The organism is Peptoniphilus stercorisuis, assembly GCF_017874395.1.
Taxonomy (GTDB): domain Bacteria; phylum Bacillota; class Clostridia; order Tissierellales; family Peptoniphilaceae; genus Anaerosphaera; species Anaerosphaera stercorisuis.
In genome coordinates this window covers 20,897-36,265 of the sequence record NZ_JAGGLJ010000006.1, presented here as the reverse complement: position 1 = coordinate 36,265, position 15,369 = coordinate 20,897, and the positions used below count along the sequence as shown (strand labels likewise).

Below are 15,369 nucleotides of genomic sequence, written 5' to 3'. Positions count from 1 at the left end.
ATATTAATTTTTCGCTAATACTCCAGATTCATATAGCTTTGCAATATCTTCTTCTGAATATCCTAAATTAGCTAGAATTTCATCATTGTGTTCTCCAACAGTAGGAGCATCATTATTTAAATTAACTTCAATATTATTGAACTTAACTGGAGTCATTGCCATAAGTGTTTTTGATTTATCTCTATTTTCAACTTCATAGATATAGTTATTTTCAAGAGCTTGAGGATCTTCTAAAACTTCCTTAACATGTTGAATTCTTTCATGAGCAATATCTTTTTCTGTAAGTTTTTGAACCATTTCTTCTTGAGTGTATTTACTAAATCCTTCATCAATTATAGAAATAAGCTCTCTTGCATTTTCTTTACCTTTTGTAGTAGTAGAGAAGTCTAGGTGATCTTTTAAATCAGGTCTATCTATTACATCACAAAGATCATTGTAATATCTTTCATGTTCTAAGATGCTTAGGAAAATCCATTTGTCATCTTTACATCTATAAGAATTTATAACAGGAGATATAGCGTTTTTTCTTGTTTTTGGATACTCATCTCCATATTGTGTAGAAGCTACAAGTGCACTTAGATTCCAAATTGCTTGAGAAAATAGTGAAACCATAACTTTTTGGCCTTTTCCAGTTTTTTGTTGCTCATATAAAGCAGCACATATACCACCAGCTAAACTACATGAAGTAGTAGCATCTCCAAATCCAATAGGTGGGTTTATTGTTGTTCCTTTTTCAGCAGTATCTATCATAGCTCCACTTCTTGCCCAGAAAGCAACAGTGTCAAATCCAGGATTATCTTTTGCTGGACCATAATCTCCAAATCCATTTATTTGAGCCCAAATTAAATGTGGGTGTTTTTTAGATAGAGTTTCATAATCAAGTCCAAGTCTATTTAAAGCACCTGTTCTATAACTTGATAAAAATACATTTGCATCTTTTAAAAGTTCATCCATTATTTCAAGACCTTTTTCTTCTTTTAGGTTAATTGAAAGGCCTTTTTTATTACAGTTATAAACACTATAAAATGGATTTATTTCATCATCTATAACAGGCATATTCATAGTTGCTCCTGTTTTACGTCCAGGATCTCCAAAACTTGGTTCAACTTTTATAACATCTGCACCCCAGTCAGCAAGAATTCTTGCTGTACCAGGACCTGCAACAAAATATGTTAAATCTATAACTTTTACGCCTTCTAGTGGTTTATTCATAAGTAAATTCTCCTTTATTTCACTTTTATAATAGTAATTTTTACTTTAACTTAAGGTAGGTTTGGCATTAGTGTAAATAATATAACTGATAAAATAGTAGCAAGAATTGGAACTATTACAGTTAATTTAAATACTGTGCCATAAGCATCTTTATGAGTTTCGTTACAAATTCCATTAGTAACAGTAACGATATATCCATTATGTGGTAATGAATCTAGTGATGATGATGCAATTGCCATAATACGCATTATTGCTCCAGCAGAAAGTCCTTTAGCTAAAAATACTGGTCCTAAAAGTGGAGCAGCAATTCCAAGTCCGCCAGAGGCAGATCCACAGATTCCAGCTATAACCATTGTTCCAACAGCAACACCACTTGCAGGTGGTCCTGGGATACTTGTCATAGCGCTTACAACAACAGGAAAAGCTAAAGAAGCTTGAACAACGCTTCCAAAACCTACAACAGCACATGTATTAGTAATTGAGAAAACACTACTTTTAATTGCAACTCCAAGATCTTCAGTAAGTTCTTTTTTATCTACAAATTTGTTCATTAAAAGTATAGTTAAAATTGTTCCAATAAGTAGTCCTGTTTCTAAGTGAACAAGATTTTCTCCATTTATTTTTATATTTATTAGAAGTACAGTAATTATTAATGGGATTAAAGCGATAAATCCATTTGGTAAGTTTTCATCATCAGAAGAAAAAACATCTCCTTCTTTAGCTACGAAATGAGCTCCATTTGCTTTTTCTTTTTCTATCATTTTAAAAAGCCAAAAAGAACCAAGAACTAGCATGAAAGCACAAGCTATAAATCCATTAACAGCTCCAGCCATAATATCTGTTCCTAAAGCTCTAGCAACGATTGCATTATGAATTTGAGGAGCGCCTGGTGCAACCATAGCAAATGTTGAACATCCAAAGCAAAGAGCTCCAGGAATATAATTTCTTGGTAGATCTGCTTCTTTAAATACTTGAAGAGCAATAGGGAATACTGCAAAACTAATAACAAAAGCACTAACTCCACCATAACCTAAAATTCCACAGGCAATTGGTATAGCAATAATTGCTTTTTTATTTCCTAATTTATTAACTAAAAGTTGAGAAATAGCTTTTGCTCCATTTGTAATTTCCATGGCTTTTCCTAAGAAAGTTCCAGTTAAAAATACAAAGAAGTTTGATTTTAAAAATCCTACAAATCCCGTAAGATAGCTTTCAGTGTAGGCTTCATATAGATTTATTTTTCCTGTTAATGCAACTATAGCTGTACAGATGAAAGCTATTAGAAAAATATTAACTCCATCCATAACAAGTTTAACTAGGAAAAACATAGCTACAAGAATGCCTATAATGCTAATAATAACCGATGTATCCATAAAATATCCCCCTATAAATTTATTTTATTTGTTTTTAAAATTAGCAGATCTTTTTTCTAAAAAAGCATTCATGCCTTCTGTTTTATCTTCTGTTCCAAAGGAAAGTGCAGCTAAATCTTTTTCAAGTTCTAGAGCATTTTTAAGATCTAAGTTTATACCTGTATTAATTGCAACTTTACTATATTTAATAGCAATTGGTGCTTTTTCAAGAATAGTATTCATTATTTTATTTGCTTCTTCTAATAATAAATCTTCTTCAACTACAGAAGTTACTAGACCATAATTTAAAGCTTCTTCAGCTTTTATAAGTCTTGCTGTATAAATTAATTCTTTAGCACGAGCAACACCAATAAGTCTTGATAATCTTTGAGTTCCTCCAAAACAAGGTATAACTCCAAGATTTACTTCTGGTTGTCCGAAAACAGCTTTTGTAGATGCAATTCTAATATCGCAAGACATAGAAAGTTCGCATCCTCCACCAAGAGCATAGCCATTAATTGCAGCTATTACTGGTTTTTCAATAGATTCAATATCATTAAAGACACTTTGAGCAAAGTTTGCATATTTTCTTCCATCTTCACTACCATAGTCTTTCATTTGTGAAATATCAGCCCCAGCAACAAAAGCTTTACCATTTCCAGTGATGATTATCCCCAAAATAGAATCATCAGCTTTTGCATAGTCGAAAATTTCTTTTAACTCAGTAAGAGTATCGTTGTTTAAAGCATTCATAGCTTTAGGTCTATCCATTGTAATTGTTAAAATGGAACCATCCTTGTTTATCTTGATATTTTCTAGTGAATCAAGATTAAATTTTTCTTTCATGTAAATATCTCCTTTTAAATAATAAATTAAATAGAATTATTGTTATAATTCTAACAAATATAAAACTAACAACCCACTTATATTAGTTGCAAAAATCATGCCAAGTTTTGAAAAAAGATAGAATGTCTATTCTATGAGAATGTTTTCTAAAAATATAAAATAAAAGCTTTAAAATTGTCTCAAATTAAAGAATATATCTCAAAAAAGATAATAATATGATAAGAATGCTTAAATGCAATATTTGTGAGTATTATAAATTTAATGATTGTCTCAAAAATGAAAATCTGATATACTTAAAAAAATATATAATAGTTAAAAGGAGGTATTTATATGTCAGGAGAGAATTGGTATAAAAACGTTTTTCAAAAAGTACTAGATATGTCTGATGATGGTTTTATATTAGTTGATAAGGATGGAATTATATTAGATATCAATGAAAAATATTGTGAATTTTTAAAAACCACTAAAAAAGAGGCAATTGGAAAAAGTATATTGCAATATATTCCAAACTCAAAGATGATTGATATTATGGATAAAAAATATACTGATGAAGGTGCAATTCATGTATATAATAAAGGAACTACATTAGAAAAATCAGTTATAGTAAGTAGGTCTTATGTAGAGGATAAAGATGGAAATATAATTGCAGGAGTAGCTCAGGTTAAATTTAAACTTGCAACATTAGATGTAACAAAAAAATTATTAGATCAATATTCAACGCTAAGTTACTATAAAGAACAGTATCAAAGTTTACAGGGAAGTTCATCAGGATTTGACAATGTAATAGGAAATGATCCTGTTTTTGAAAGACAAAAGGAAAGAGCGACTCAAATTTCAAAAACTCATTTTTCAGTATTATTAACAGGAGAAACAGGAACTGGAAAAGAAGTTTTTGCAAGAGCCATACATAACAGTAGTAATAGATGCGACTATCCAATGATTAGCATAAATTGTGCAGCAATTCCCAATGAATTATTAGAATCTGAATTATTTGGATATGAAGGTGGAGCTTTTACAGGAGCAAAAAAAGCTGGTAAAAAGGGTAAGTTTGAACTTGCAAATAAAGGAACTTTATTTTTAGATGAAATAGGTGATATGCCACTTCCGATGCAAGCAAAACTTTTAAGAGTATTAGAAGAAAAAAGTTTAGATCCTTTAGGAAGTACAAAGTCTATACCAATAGATATAAGGTTAATATCAGCTACAAGAAAAAATTTATATGAAATGGTACTTGATGGAAGTTTTAGAGAGGATTTATTTTATCGTATAAATGTAGTAAATCTTGAGATGATTCCACTAAGACAAAGAAGAGATGATATATTGATATTATCAGAGTTTTTTTTAGAGTCTTTAAATAAAGAATATAGAAAAGATGTTGAACTTTCTGATGAGGTAAAGGTATGTTTTTATTCCTATTGTTGGCCTGGGAATGTAAGAGAGCTTGATAATATTATTAAAAGTGCCTATGCAGTTTGTAATGATAAAGAAATAAGGCTTAGAGATCTTCCATCAAGAATTGTTGATTATACTGTAAAAAACAATGATGATTTTAATTTAAAGATGAATTATCACAATGCTATTGATAATTTTGATAAGAGTTTAATAGAAAAATATTTAGAAAAGACATCTGGAAATATTAAAGATGCTTCTAAAATTGCAGGAATACACAGAAGTCTATTTTATAAAAAAATTGAAAAGCATAGTATAGATGTGGAGAAATTTAGAATGTAATAATTCTTTAGATTTTCTTAATATTCTCTTTATAAATTATAAAGGTTCATTTGTAATAATTTATTTAACGAGGGGGAGTATAATGGAAAAATTAATTGAATGTAAAAGTATTACAAAAACTTTTGGAAATATAAAAGCTTTAAATGACCTTGATTTTAATTTATATGATGGAGATATTTATGGACTTGTAGGTGCAAATGGAGCAGGAAAGTCAACTTTATTAAAAATTCTTGCAGGTCATATTAAAGAAAGTAGTGGAGAGGTAATAATACTTTCAGAAAATGGAGATAATCATAATAAAGTAAGAGAAGAGATGGGCTTTTTAGTTGAAAATCCTGGTTTTTATTCCTATATGACAGGTAAGAAAAACTTAAAATATCAATGTGATTTAAAGGGAATTAATTATGATAGTGAAATAGAAGATTTGGCAAAAGAATTTAAAATAGATAATGCTTTAAACAAAAAAGTAAAAGGCTATTCAACAGGAATGAGACAAAGGCTAGGCCTTGTTGCATCTATGATTAATAGGCCGAAAATATTAATACTAGATGAACCAATAAATGGACTTGATCCAACAGGAATTATAGAGCTTAGAAACTTTATTCTAAAAATAAATAAAGAATGGAATACTACAATTATTATTTCATCTCATATTTTAAATGAATTATCTTTAATTGCTACAAGAGTTGGATTTATTAAAGATGGTCATATGGTAGATGAGCTTACATCTGAAGAATTAAAAGAAAGAAGTAAGATGTGTATTAAACTTATTGTAGAAAATGAAGATTCAAGTAAAGTAATAGCTATACTTGAAGAAGAATTAAAAATTACTGACTATAAAGTTTTATCAGATGGAGAAATAGAAATTTATAATGATATAAATATTATAGATATTCAAAGAAAACTTGCATCACATGATATTTATCCTAAATCAATTTCTAATAAGGAAAATTCTCTTGAAGATTATTATATTGAGCTTATGGGAGGTAATAAATAATGGATAGATATTTAAAAGCTGAGTTTAAGAGAGTTTTTACTAAAACTGGAAATTTAATAAGTTTATTGATAATTTTTGCAATTGTAATAGGTGGTAATATTCTTATAAATCAAGGAGTTTCAGTAAATGGACCTATTTCGCCAAATTCTACACCAAAGGGTGGAATTCCATCAATTGCAATAATGATAGGAACATCTATGGCATTAAGTGCTGCAAATTGGATGGTGCTTTTTGTAGGTGCTTTTGTAATGGGTGATGAAAGAAAAGAAAGAGCTTATTTAAGAGTGGTTGAATCCGGAATATCTAGAAGTAAAATAGTTATTTCAAAATTTATAGTGTCTTTTGTTGTAGCTATTATAGTATTATTTGTATCAATGCTATTACATTTTACAATAGTATATTTCTTATTTGGATGGAATAGTTATTGTACTGAAATAGTTAAATTCTTTCTTTTAAATATAGGTCTTGAAATAATTCCTCTAATTTCAATATTATCAATACTACTTTTAATATATTTTGTAGTAAAAAATGAGTTTTTAGTTACAATATTATTTATATTATTTGGAATAAAAATTCACTCACTACTAAGATATATTTCAATGTTTTCAGGAAGATTAAAGTATATAATTGCAGGAATAGCATCTTTTAGTCCAAGTGGAGTATTTAGTAAAATATCTTCTAATGCCTTTTCAATAATAGGTACAGGAGATGGACCTTTTATATTAGAAAAAGAATTTGTAAATAGTTTAATACCACAACTTACAATTAATGCTATACTAGCATTAGTAGTTATTGGAATTACAATTGTTATTATGAATAGGAGAAATCTTGATTAATTATGTTATTATGGCCCTTTTATTAGGGCTTCTTTTATATTTTTTAATAAATTATATAAAACTTAAAAAAGATATAAAGGATTTTAGATATATATATAAGAAGAAAAGTGAATATGGAAGTATTACTAAAATGAAAAATTATAGTAATGAAGATCTTAAAAATATCGCTATGGATTTTCAAAGTCTAATTGAGAAAAATAATGATTTAAAATTAGAAAGAAATGAAATTTTAAGTAAATACAGGGAGCTTATGGCAAATCTCTCCCATGATTTAAGAACTCCTCTTACAGCTGTCTTAGGATATCTTTCCTTAATAGAAAAGGAAGAAGATTTAGAAAAAATAAAAAGATATGTAGATATTTCTGAGAATAAAGCTAAGTATTTAAATGAATTAATAGAAAAATTCTATGAATTATCTTTGATTTTAAATATTGAAGGGGAAGTAGAAAAAAACTATATTGATTTAAAAGAACTTATATATTCTATAACATTTGAGTATTATGATACTTTTTTAGATAGAGGTGAATCTTTAGAAGTTTTATCACCTGATGAAAATATAGAGATATTTACATCATCAAAAATGTTATCTACTATAATTTACAATATTTTAGATAATATGATTAAGTATTCAAAGGGAAATAATAAAATAGAAATTATTAAAGATAGTGATATTAGAATTATTTTTTCAAATGATATAGAAAATACAATTGATGGAGATTATAATTTTTTATTTGAAAGATCAACTGTATTAGATAAATCTAGAAAATCTTCAACAGGAATAGGGCTTTCTATAGTAGATGCAAGTTTAGATAAATTAAATTATAATAGAAATATATATATTAAAGAAAATAGATTTTATTTAGAAATAAAAATACCTATGCAATGAGCATAGGTATTTTTTATATTATTTAATTTTATTCAACTGTTACTGATTTTGCTAAGTTTCTTGGCTTATCTACATCATTGCCCTTTGCAACAGATGTAAAGTATGCTATTAATTGTTCTGGAACAACTGTTAAAACAGGCATTAAAACATCAAGTGAATTAGGAACATAAATAACTTTATCAGCTGATTTTTCAAGTAAAGTATCTCCAACTCTACCTATTGAATAAACATGAGCTCCACGAGAAGTAAGTTCTTGAGAGTTAGACGCTGTCTTTTCAACAAGTTTTGATTGAGTTGCTATAGTAAATACTTTTGTACCATCTTCAATTAATGCAATAGATCCATGCTTAAGTTCTCCAGCTGGGAAAGATTCAGTATGAATATAAGAAGTTTCTTTTAGCTTTAAAGCTCCTTCTTTAGCAGATATAAAATCAAGTCCACGTCCTAAATAGAAAATAGATTGTGAGTCTTTAATTTCTTCTGCAATATTTTTATAGATATCTAAATCTTTTAGCATTGAATTTATTTTATTTGGTAATTCTTTAATTTCATTAATGATATTTTTAATTTCTTCGTCGCTTATTTTATTAAGTTTTTTAGCAAAATCAAGAGCTAAGAAATATAATGCAATAAGTTGAGTTGTATAAGCTTTTGTAGAAGCTACAGAAATTTCAGGTCCAGCATAGCAATATAATACCTTATCTGTTTCTCTTGCTATGGAAGATCCTACAACATTTGTAATAGAAATAGTTTTAGCTCCATGCTTTTTACCTTCACGAAGTGCTGCAAGTGTATCTGCTGTTTCTCCAGATTGACTAACTAAAATTAAAAGTGTTTTGTCATCAATAAAAGGAGAATTATATCTAAACTCAGATGCAATATCTGTAGTAACTGGAATATGTGCAAATTGTTCAAATGCAAATTTTCCAACTTGTCCTGCATGATATGCAGTACCACAAGCAACAATATATATTTGATTTATTTCATTTAATTCTTCTTTTGTAAAAGTACCAGTTGAAAGATTTATTTCATCATCTTTCATTTTATTTAATATTGCTTCTTCAATAGCACGAGGTTGTTCAAAGATTTCTTTTATCATAAAGTGTTCAAAGCCATCTTTAGTAGCAGCTTCTAAACTCCATGTTATTTTAGAAATTTCTTTTTCAACTTCTTCAAGATTTTCATTATAAATAGTATAAGAATCTTTATCAGCAACTACTATTTCTCCATTATCAAGATAAATAACATCTCTTGTATATTCTAGTAATGAAGGAATATCTGAAGCTATAAAAGTTCCAAGTTCATCTGAAACTCCAAGTACTAATGGAGATGCATGACGAACAGCAATAAGTTTATCTGGTTCATTTTCAGAAACTATTCCAAGAGCATAAGCTCCCTTTAATTTTGAAATAGCTTTAGTAACTGCAGTAAAAAGATCATCTTCATAATAATAATCAATAAGTTGTGCTACAACTTCAGTATCTGTTTCAGATTTAAAAGTATAACCTTCTGAGATTAAAAATTCTTTTAAATCAAGATAGTTTTCAATAATACCATTATGAACTACAGAAATAGTTCCATTTGTATTTAAATGGGGATGAGCATTGGTTTCATTTGGAACACCATGAGTAGCCCATCTAGTATGACCTATACCAATATTTCCCTTAAAAGGATCATCTTTAAGAGCATTTTCAAGATTAATAAGTCTGCCTGCTTTTTTCTTAGTTCTTAAAGAACTATTTTCTAAAATAGAAATACCAGCAGAGTCATAACCTCTATACTCTAGCTTTTCAAGGCCATTAATAACTACATCTTGTGCATTTAATCTACCGCAATATCCTACAATTCCACACATAATAATACCTCCAAAAAATATATTTAATTTTTAGAGACTCACTTCATTTCCTTTGTTATACAATTACTTGTAACTTTTGTAGAAATGCTAAGGTTGTGAACCTTTGAAGTATCCGCCGAAAATTTCGATAGCTTCAATCCTCGTCAACCCATAAAATGGGCCCTGGCGCTAGTTAATTTTTGTCTCGTAGGTAGATTTTAGCACAATTTAGTATATATGTAAACTTTACAATTATATGTTAAAATAATATAAAATTATAAATTATAGATGGGATATGAGAATGTGAAATATGAAAAAACTATTACAGTAGATAAATCTTTATGTATAGATGGAAAAATAACATACAAAAATTTATTTACACTAATGATAGATACTTCTAATGAACAGAGTAAGGAATTAAATGCAACATCAGAAGACCTAATAGAACTTGGATATACTTGGATGATTTATAAATGGAGAGTTGATTTTGAAGATATTCCAAGAGAAAATGAAAAAATAAGAATTGTAACTTGGGCATCTGACTTTATAAGACTAAATGCTTTTAGAGAATTTGAAGTATTTAATGAAAGAAATGAAAAAATAATATCTGCAAGTGTAGTATTTTTAATAGTAGATATAAATAAGAAGAAGCCTATTAGAATACCAGAAGAAGTTGCAAAGAGATTTGGAGTAGAAAAAAAGAGAAACTTTGAAAATATTGAAAGATTTAAAGTAAAGGGAGAACTGTTTTCAGAAAATAATCTAAAGGTACAAGAAGAAAATATTGATGTAAATAATCATGTTAATAATGCAGTATATGTAGATTGGATTGTAAATTCAATGCCAGAAGAATTTAGAAGAAATTATAAACTTAAAAGTATTAATATCATATATCATAAGGAAATAACTGATTTTGAAAAAGTTTGCATTAAAAGTTTAAAATCTGAAAAAAATTGTCTATATACTGAAATTTCAACAAGAGAATTAAATGCAGCTGCGAAAAGTATTTGGAAAAGAAAGCTTGATTAATTTAAGAATAAGTGTTATTATAATTAAAGATTATATTTACACTTTATGAATTTGAAAATGAAACTGAGCTTTATTATTAATTTAGTATCTCTACATTTTGCAAAGGATTGAAGTAGAATTAAGGAGGTACAAAATGAAAGGTACAGTTAAATGGTTTAATGGTGAAAAAGGTTTTGGATTTATAACAACAGAAGATGGTAAAGATGTTTTTGCTCACTTCTCACAAATTCAAAAAGATGGTTTTAAAACACTTGAAGAAGGTCAAGGCGTTGAATTCGACGTTGTTGAAAAAGAAAAAGGACCTCAAGCAGAAAACATTATTATTCTATAAGAAAAATAGGGCAGCTTTTATAAGCTGCCTTTTTAATTATTAGGAGGAAAAATGGAAAACGAAAAAGTACTAGCTTTAGTAAACGGAGAAGAAATTACTTCAGAAGATTTAAATAGATTTATGCAATCACTTGATCCACAAATAGCTCAATTCTTTATGAATGGAGAACATAATCAAGAATTATTAGAAGAATTAATCTTCCAAAAATTATTATTTATTGATGCTAAAGAAAAGAAATTTGAAGAAGATGAAGAATTTAAAAAAGCATTAGAAATTTCTAAAGAAAATCTTCTAAAAACTTATGCTATTAGAAAAATGCTTGAAGAAATAGAAATAAGTGATAAAGAATTAGAAGAATTCTACAATGCTCATGCAGAAGAATTTGATGTGCCAGGACAAGTTGATGCAAGTCATATTCTAGTAGAAGATGAAGAAAAAGCTAATGAAATTTATGATAAAATTCAAGGTGGAGCAGAATTCACAGAACTTGCTGAAGAATTTTCTACATGTCCTTCAAAAGCAAATGGTGGAGAACTAGGAGCTTTCGGAAAAGGACAAATGGTTCCAGAATTTGAAGAAGCTGCTTTTGCAATGGAAGTTGGAGAAATTTCTAAACCTGTAAAAACAGATTTTGGATATCATATCATTAAGTTAAATGATCATATTGAAGGAAAGAAAAATACTTTAAGTGATGTATTAGCTGATGTAAGAAGAGAAGTTCTTAAAGTTAAAGAACAAACTGCTTACATGGATAAAATTCAAGAACTTCACGGAAAATACGAAGTTAAAGTTTTAAACGAAGAAAATAAAGAAAACTAAAAACACGCCTAGGCGTGTTTTTTTATATAAATAACTACATATACAATAAAGATGAAAATTTCACATATTAAAATTGAATATAAATAGAAAAAATGAAAATCTATGGGTATAATAATATAAGAGGAGGGAAGTTTATGAGATTAGAGTTATTCAACTTTGTTGAAGAGACTTTGCAGTTATTAGAAAGTTATGATGATATTTTAAATGAAATTGGAGATAAGATCCAAAGAACTTTAAAAGAACAATTTTCAAATGACGAATCCTTTTTAAACATAGTATATAGAGTTAAGTCTGAAAAAAGCTTACGTGAAAAAATGATAAAAAACAATTTTTATATAAAGTACGAAGAACCAGAGCATGTTTTTGGTAATTTGTCAGATTTAATTGGCGTTAGAATTGAATGCCGATTTATTAAAGATGAGGAACATATCTACAATAAAATTGTAGAATTTTTTAATGTAAAGAATGAAGATGGATACTATACATGTGAGGCCTACCCATCAATGAAACTTAAATTAAGTGATAAACAGCCACAGGTCCAAAAAAATGGTTTTGAAATTTATAAAATTGATGGAGTATATAATTATGGGAAAAATAGTTTTAATTTTGAATTACAAATTAAATCAATGGTAAATGTTTTTTGGGGTGAAATTGACCACAAGATTTTATACAAAAACTATAATTATATGATAACGGAAGGATTTTTCAAGGATATAATGAATTCTATTAAAGATAATTTATCTATGATAGATAGACAGCTTATGATTTTATATGATCATGTATCAAGTCTAGATGCATCTGCAGTTGTATCAGCAAAAGTTCAATTAAAAGTATTACTTTCTAAAATAATACATGATGTATTTAGTAATAAGGTAAAAGAGGAACTTGGATTTGTATTTAATTTTAAAAATACAACAGATATAATTGTTGATTATTTATATATGAAATCTGTTAAGGAAAAAGAAATATCCTATGGAGAAAACTTTGTAGACCTTATAAATAGTGTAAATAATATTTCAGAATGTGATTTAAATTTAGAAGAATACTTAGAATTTGATAGAGAACCAAAATATTGCGATGAATTTACAAGATCTGTTGGAAAAAGTATTTTAGAGGTAATAAATAAAGATTTTGCTTGGAATTTATTCTTTAAAATAATATTTCAAATAGAAGGTGGAAGTAAATCAGAAAGCTTTGAGGAGTTTTTATACTTCTTAAGATATAAGTACTCTTTAGTATTTTTTGATATATCAGAAGAACATAAATACACAACAGAAGAGATTGTCTGGCTAGAAGAAGAAGTACTTGGAATGATTGCAGATAATTTTAGTAAAAATTGTTCCATTGACTATATACTAGGCCATTCTTTAAGAAGGCTAAAAAGTGACTTTGAAGAAGTTTTTGCATCAACAAATAAACATTTAGAAATTGAAGATGTAGCTGAAAAAATGAATGAAAAACTTAAAGAATAGTGGTGATTCTATGAAAGAAATTTATCTTGCTGGAGGATGTTTTTGGGGAGTAGAAGAATATTTTTCAAGAATTAATGGAGTCCTTAATACAGAAGTGGGATATGCTAATTCTAATGTAGAAAATCCAAGTTATGAAAAGGTCTGTAGTGGAGAAACTAATGCAATTGAGACAGTAAAGATAATATATAATGAAGATGAATTAAGTTTAAAAGAAATTTTACTTAAATTTTTTAGTATTATCGATCCTACTGAATTAAATAGACAGGGAAATGATATAGGAACTCAATATAGAACAGGGATTTTTTATATTAATAGTGAAGATAGACAAATTATAATGAATTATATAAACTGCATAAAAGAAAAATATAGTAAAAGAATTGTTACGGAAGTAAGTATTTTAAATAATTTCTATGAAGCAGAAGAATATCATCAAAAGTATTTAAAAAAGAATCCTGATGGATACTGTCATATAAAATTAGACTAATAGAAAAGCTAATATATAATAGAAGAATATTTTATATTAGAGTATAATAGTATTGACAGCCAATATAAGGAGGAATAAAATGGGAAAGCTAAACAATTTAGAACCAAAAAGGGTATTTTATTACTTCGAAGAAATAACAAAAATACCAAGATGTTCACTTAAAGAGGATAAAATAGCAAGTTTTTTAGAAGAGTTTGCTAATAAATATAATTTAGAGTGTATAAGAGATGAGCATGACAATATAATTATAAAAAAACAAGGTACAAAGGGATATGAGAATTCAGAAACTTTAATTATCCAAGGTCACATGGATATGGTTTGTGAAAAAACTCCTGAATCAGAAATTAATTTTGATACTGATCCAATTGATTTTGTTGTAGAAGGAAATAAAATAATAGCTCATGAAACAACTTTAGGTGCAGATAATGGAATTGCAGTTGCAATGGCTCTAGCAATTTTAGAATCAGATGAAATATCTCATCCACCTCTTGAAGTGTTAATAACTTCAAATGAAGAAAATGGAATGAGTGGTGCAAGAAACCTAGATGGTTCAATGCTTAAAGGGAAAAGACTTCTAAATATTGACTCTGAAAGTGAAGGGGTAGCTTGTATAGCCTGTGCAGGTGGAGAAAGAGACTACATCACTTTTAAAAAAGAATTTAAAGAAATAAAAGAAGATAGAGAATTTTTTGAACTAACTATAACTGGACTAAAGGGTGGACACTCAGGACAAGAAATAACTAAGGGCCTTGCAAATGCAAATAAATTATTAGCAAGAAGTCTTTATAGATTTATTTCTGAGTTTGATATAGATTTAATTGAAATTGAAGGAGGAGCAAAACCAAATGCTATTCCAAGATATTCAAGAGCAACTATTGCGATAGATGAAAAAGATAAACTTGATATTCAAAAATTAGTAATAGAACTCAATAGAGAATTTGTTCGTGAACTTGGAAAAATAGATCCTGATGTAAGATTAAATTTTGAAAACTCTAAAGAAGAGAAAAAAGCTCTAAAAGATGAACTAAAAGAAAATATAATATATTTATTAAATATATTGCCAAATGGAGTACAAACTATGAGTCATAATGTAGAAGGCTTAGTTGGAAGCTCTGTTAATGTTGGCGTTATAGAAAACTATGAAAATGAAATTAAAATTTTATCAAATAGTAGATCTGAACTTTCTTCTTTAAAACAAGAAATTGCAGATAGAAACAAAATTTGTGCAGAATTATGTGGTGCTGAATTTACAGTACAAAGTAGTTATCCTGCATGGGAGTTTAAAGATGAGTCTGAAATAAGAAATATAACAATGAAATCTTATAAGGACTTATTTAAGGAAGAGTTAAAACTAGAAGCAATTCATGCAGGACTTGAATGTGGATTATTTAAAGAAACAATTGGAGATATTGATATGATATCAATAGGACCTAATATAACAGGCCCACATGCTCCAGGAGAAGCTTTAGAGATAGAATCTACTAAGAATGTTTATGAATTAGTGCTTGAAATATTAAAAAATTGTAAATAGAAAAAGGGG

General features: G+C 27.9%; 14 protein-coding genes. 10 read left to right on the top strand and 4 right to left on the bottom strand.

What is annotated here, in order from left to right; all coding sequences use genetic code 11:
• Positions 1-3: 3 nt before the first annotated feature.
• From J2Z71_RS03935 to J2Z71_RS03925, 3 genes are read right to left on the bottom strand one after another with little or no spacing between them, the layout of a single operon-like run.
• Complete coding sequence (locus J2Z71_RS03935) at positions 4-1,212, bottom strand: CaiB/BaiF CoA transferase family protein (protein WP_210060557.1); 1,209 nt, start codon at positions 1,210-1,212, stop codon at positions 4-6.
• Positions 1,213-1,262: 50 nt separating this feature from the next.
• The gene (locus J2Z71_RS03930) at positions 1,263-2,585 is read right to left on the bottom strand and encodes a GntP family permease (protein ID WP_210060556.1); all 1,323 of its coding nucleotides are present in this window, start codon (positions 2,583-2,585) and stop codon (positions 1,263-1,265) included.
• A gap of 24 nt (positions 2,586-2,609) precedes the next feature.
• A complete protein-coding gene (locus J2Z71_RS03925; RefSeq protein WP_210060555.1) occupies positions 2,610-3,410 on the bottom strand; it encodes an enoyl-CoA hydratase-related protein in 801 nt (266 codons plus the stop codon).
• A gap of 330 nt (positions 3,411-3,740) precedes the next feature.
• On the opposite strand from J2Z71_RS03925, the gene J2Z71_RS03920 reads away from it, so the two are divergent.
• From J2Z71_RS03920 to J2Z71_RS03905, 4 genes are all read left to right on the top strand, one after another.
• On the top strand, positions 3,741-5,141 hold the full coding sequence (locus tag J2Z71_RS03920; RefSeq protein ID WP_210060554.1) for a sigma-54 interaction domain-containing protein: 1,401 nt from the start codon (positions 3,741-3,743) through the stop codon (positions 5,139-5,141).
• An 82-nt stretch (positions 5,142-5,223) separates the two neighbouring features.
• The gene (locus J2Z71_RS03915; protein ID WP_210060553.1) at positions 5,224-6,138 is read left to right on the top strand and encodes an ABC transporter ATP-binding protein; all 915 of its coding nucleotides are present in this window, start codon (positions 5,224-5,226) and stop codon (positions 6,136-6,138) included.
• Positions 6,138-6,974 (top strand): hypothetical protein, encoded by an 837-nt coding sequence (locus J2Z71_RS03910; protein ID WP_210060552.1) that lies wholly within the window; start codon positions 6,138-6,140, stop codon positions 6,972-6,974. Before J2Z71_RS03915 ends, J2Z71_RS03910 begins: the two co-directional genes overlap by 1 nt.
• Positions 6,967-7,860 (top strand): sensor histidine kinase, encoded by an 894-nt coding sequence (locus J2Z71_RS03905; RefSeq protein ID WP_210060551.1) that lies wholly within the window; start codon positions 6,967-6,969, stop codon positions 7,858-7,860. The genes J2Z71_RS03910 and J2Z71_RS03905 overlap by 8 nt, the downstream gene beginning before the upstream one ends.
• 28 nt (positions 7,861-7,888) lie before the next feature.
• Here J2Z71_RS03905 and glmS read toward each other — a convergent pair whose 3' ends face one another.
• Positions 7,889-9,715: a glutamine--fructose-6-phosphate transaminase (isomerizing) gene (gene glmS, locus J2Z71_RS03900; RefSeq protein WP_210060550.1), complete on the bottom strand. Its 1,827-nt coding sequence runs from the start codon at positions 9,713-9,715 to the stop codon at positions 7,889-7,891.
• A 282-nt stretch (positions 9,716-9,997) separates the two neighbouring features.
• On the opposite strand from glmS, the gene J2Z71_RS03895 reads away from it, so the two are divergent.
• The 6 genes from J2Z71_RS03895 to J2Z71_RS03870 all read left to right on the top strand — a co-directional run bounded on the left by J2Z71_RS03895 (position 9,998) and on the right by J2Z71_RS03870 (position 15,360).
• Positions 9,998-10,723 carry an acyl-[acyl-carrier-protein] thioesterase gene (locus J2Z71_RS03895; protein ID WP_210060549.1) on the top strand — a complete coding sequence of 242 codons (726 nt, stop codon included), beginning with the start codon at positions 9,998-10,000 and terminating at the stop codon, positions 10,721-10,723.
• A gap of 133 nt (positions 10,724-10,856) precedes the next feature.
• The gene (locus tag J2Z71_RS03890) at positions 10,857-11,054 is read left to right on the top strand and encodes a cold shock domain-containing protein (RefSeq protein ID WP_210060548.1); all 198 of its coding nucleotides are present in this window, start codon (positions 10,857-10,859) and stop codon (positions 11,052-11,054) included.
• A 51-nt stretch (positions 11,055-11,105) separates the two neighbouring features.
• The gene (locus J2Z71_RS03885) at positions 11,106-11,873 is read left to right on the top strand and encodes a peptidylprolyl isomerase (RefSeq protein WP_210060547.1); all 768 of its coding nucleotides are present in this window, start codon (positions 11,106-11,108) and stop codon (positions 11,871-11,873) included.
• 134 nt (positions 11,874-12,007) lie between these two features.
• On the top strand, positions 12,008-13,345 hold the full coding sequence (locus tag J2Z71_RS03880; RefSeq protein ID WP_210060546.1) for a GTP pyrophosphokinase: 1,338 nt from the start codon (positions 12,008-12,010) through the stop codon (positions 13,343-13,345).
• 10 nt (positions 13,346-13,355) lie between these two features.
• Entirely contained in the window at positions 13,356-13,829 is a 474-nt protein-coding gene (gene msrA / locus J2Z71_RS03875; protein ID WP_210060545.1) for a peptide-methionine (S)-S-oxide reductase MsrA, read from the top strand.
• Positions 13,830-13,908: 79 nt separating this feature from the next.
• Positions 13,909-15,360 carry an aminoacyl-histidine dipeptidase gene (locus J2Z71_RS03870; protein WP_210060544.1) on the top strand — a complete coding sequence of 484 codons (1,452 nt, stop codon included), beginning with the start codon at positions 13,909-13,911 and terminating at the stop codon, positions 15,358-15,360.
• Positions 15,361-15,369 lie beyond the last annotated feature (9 nt).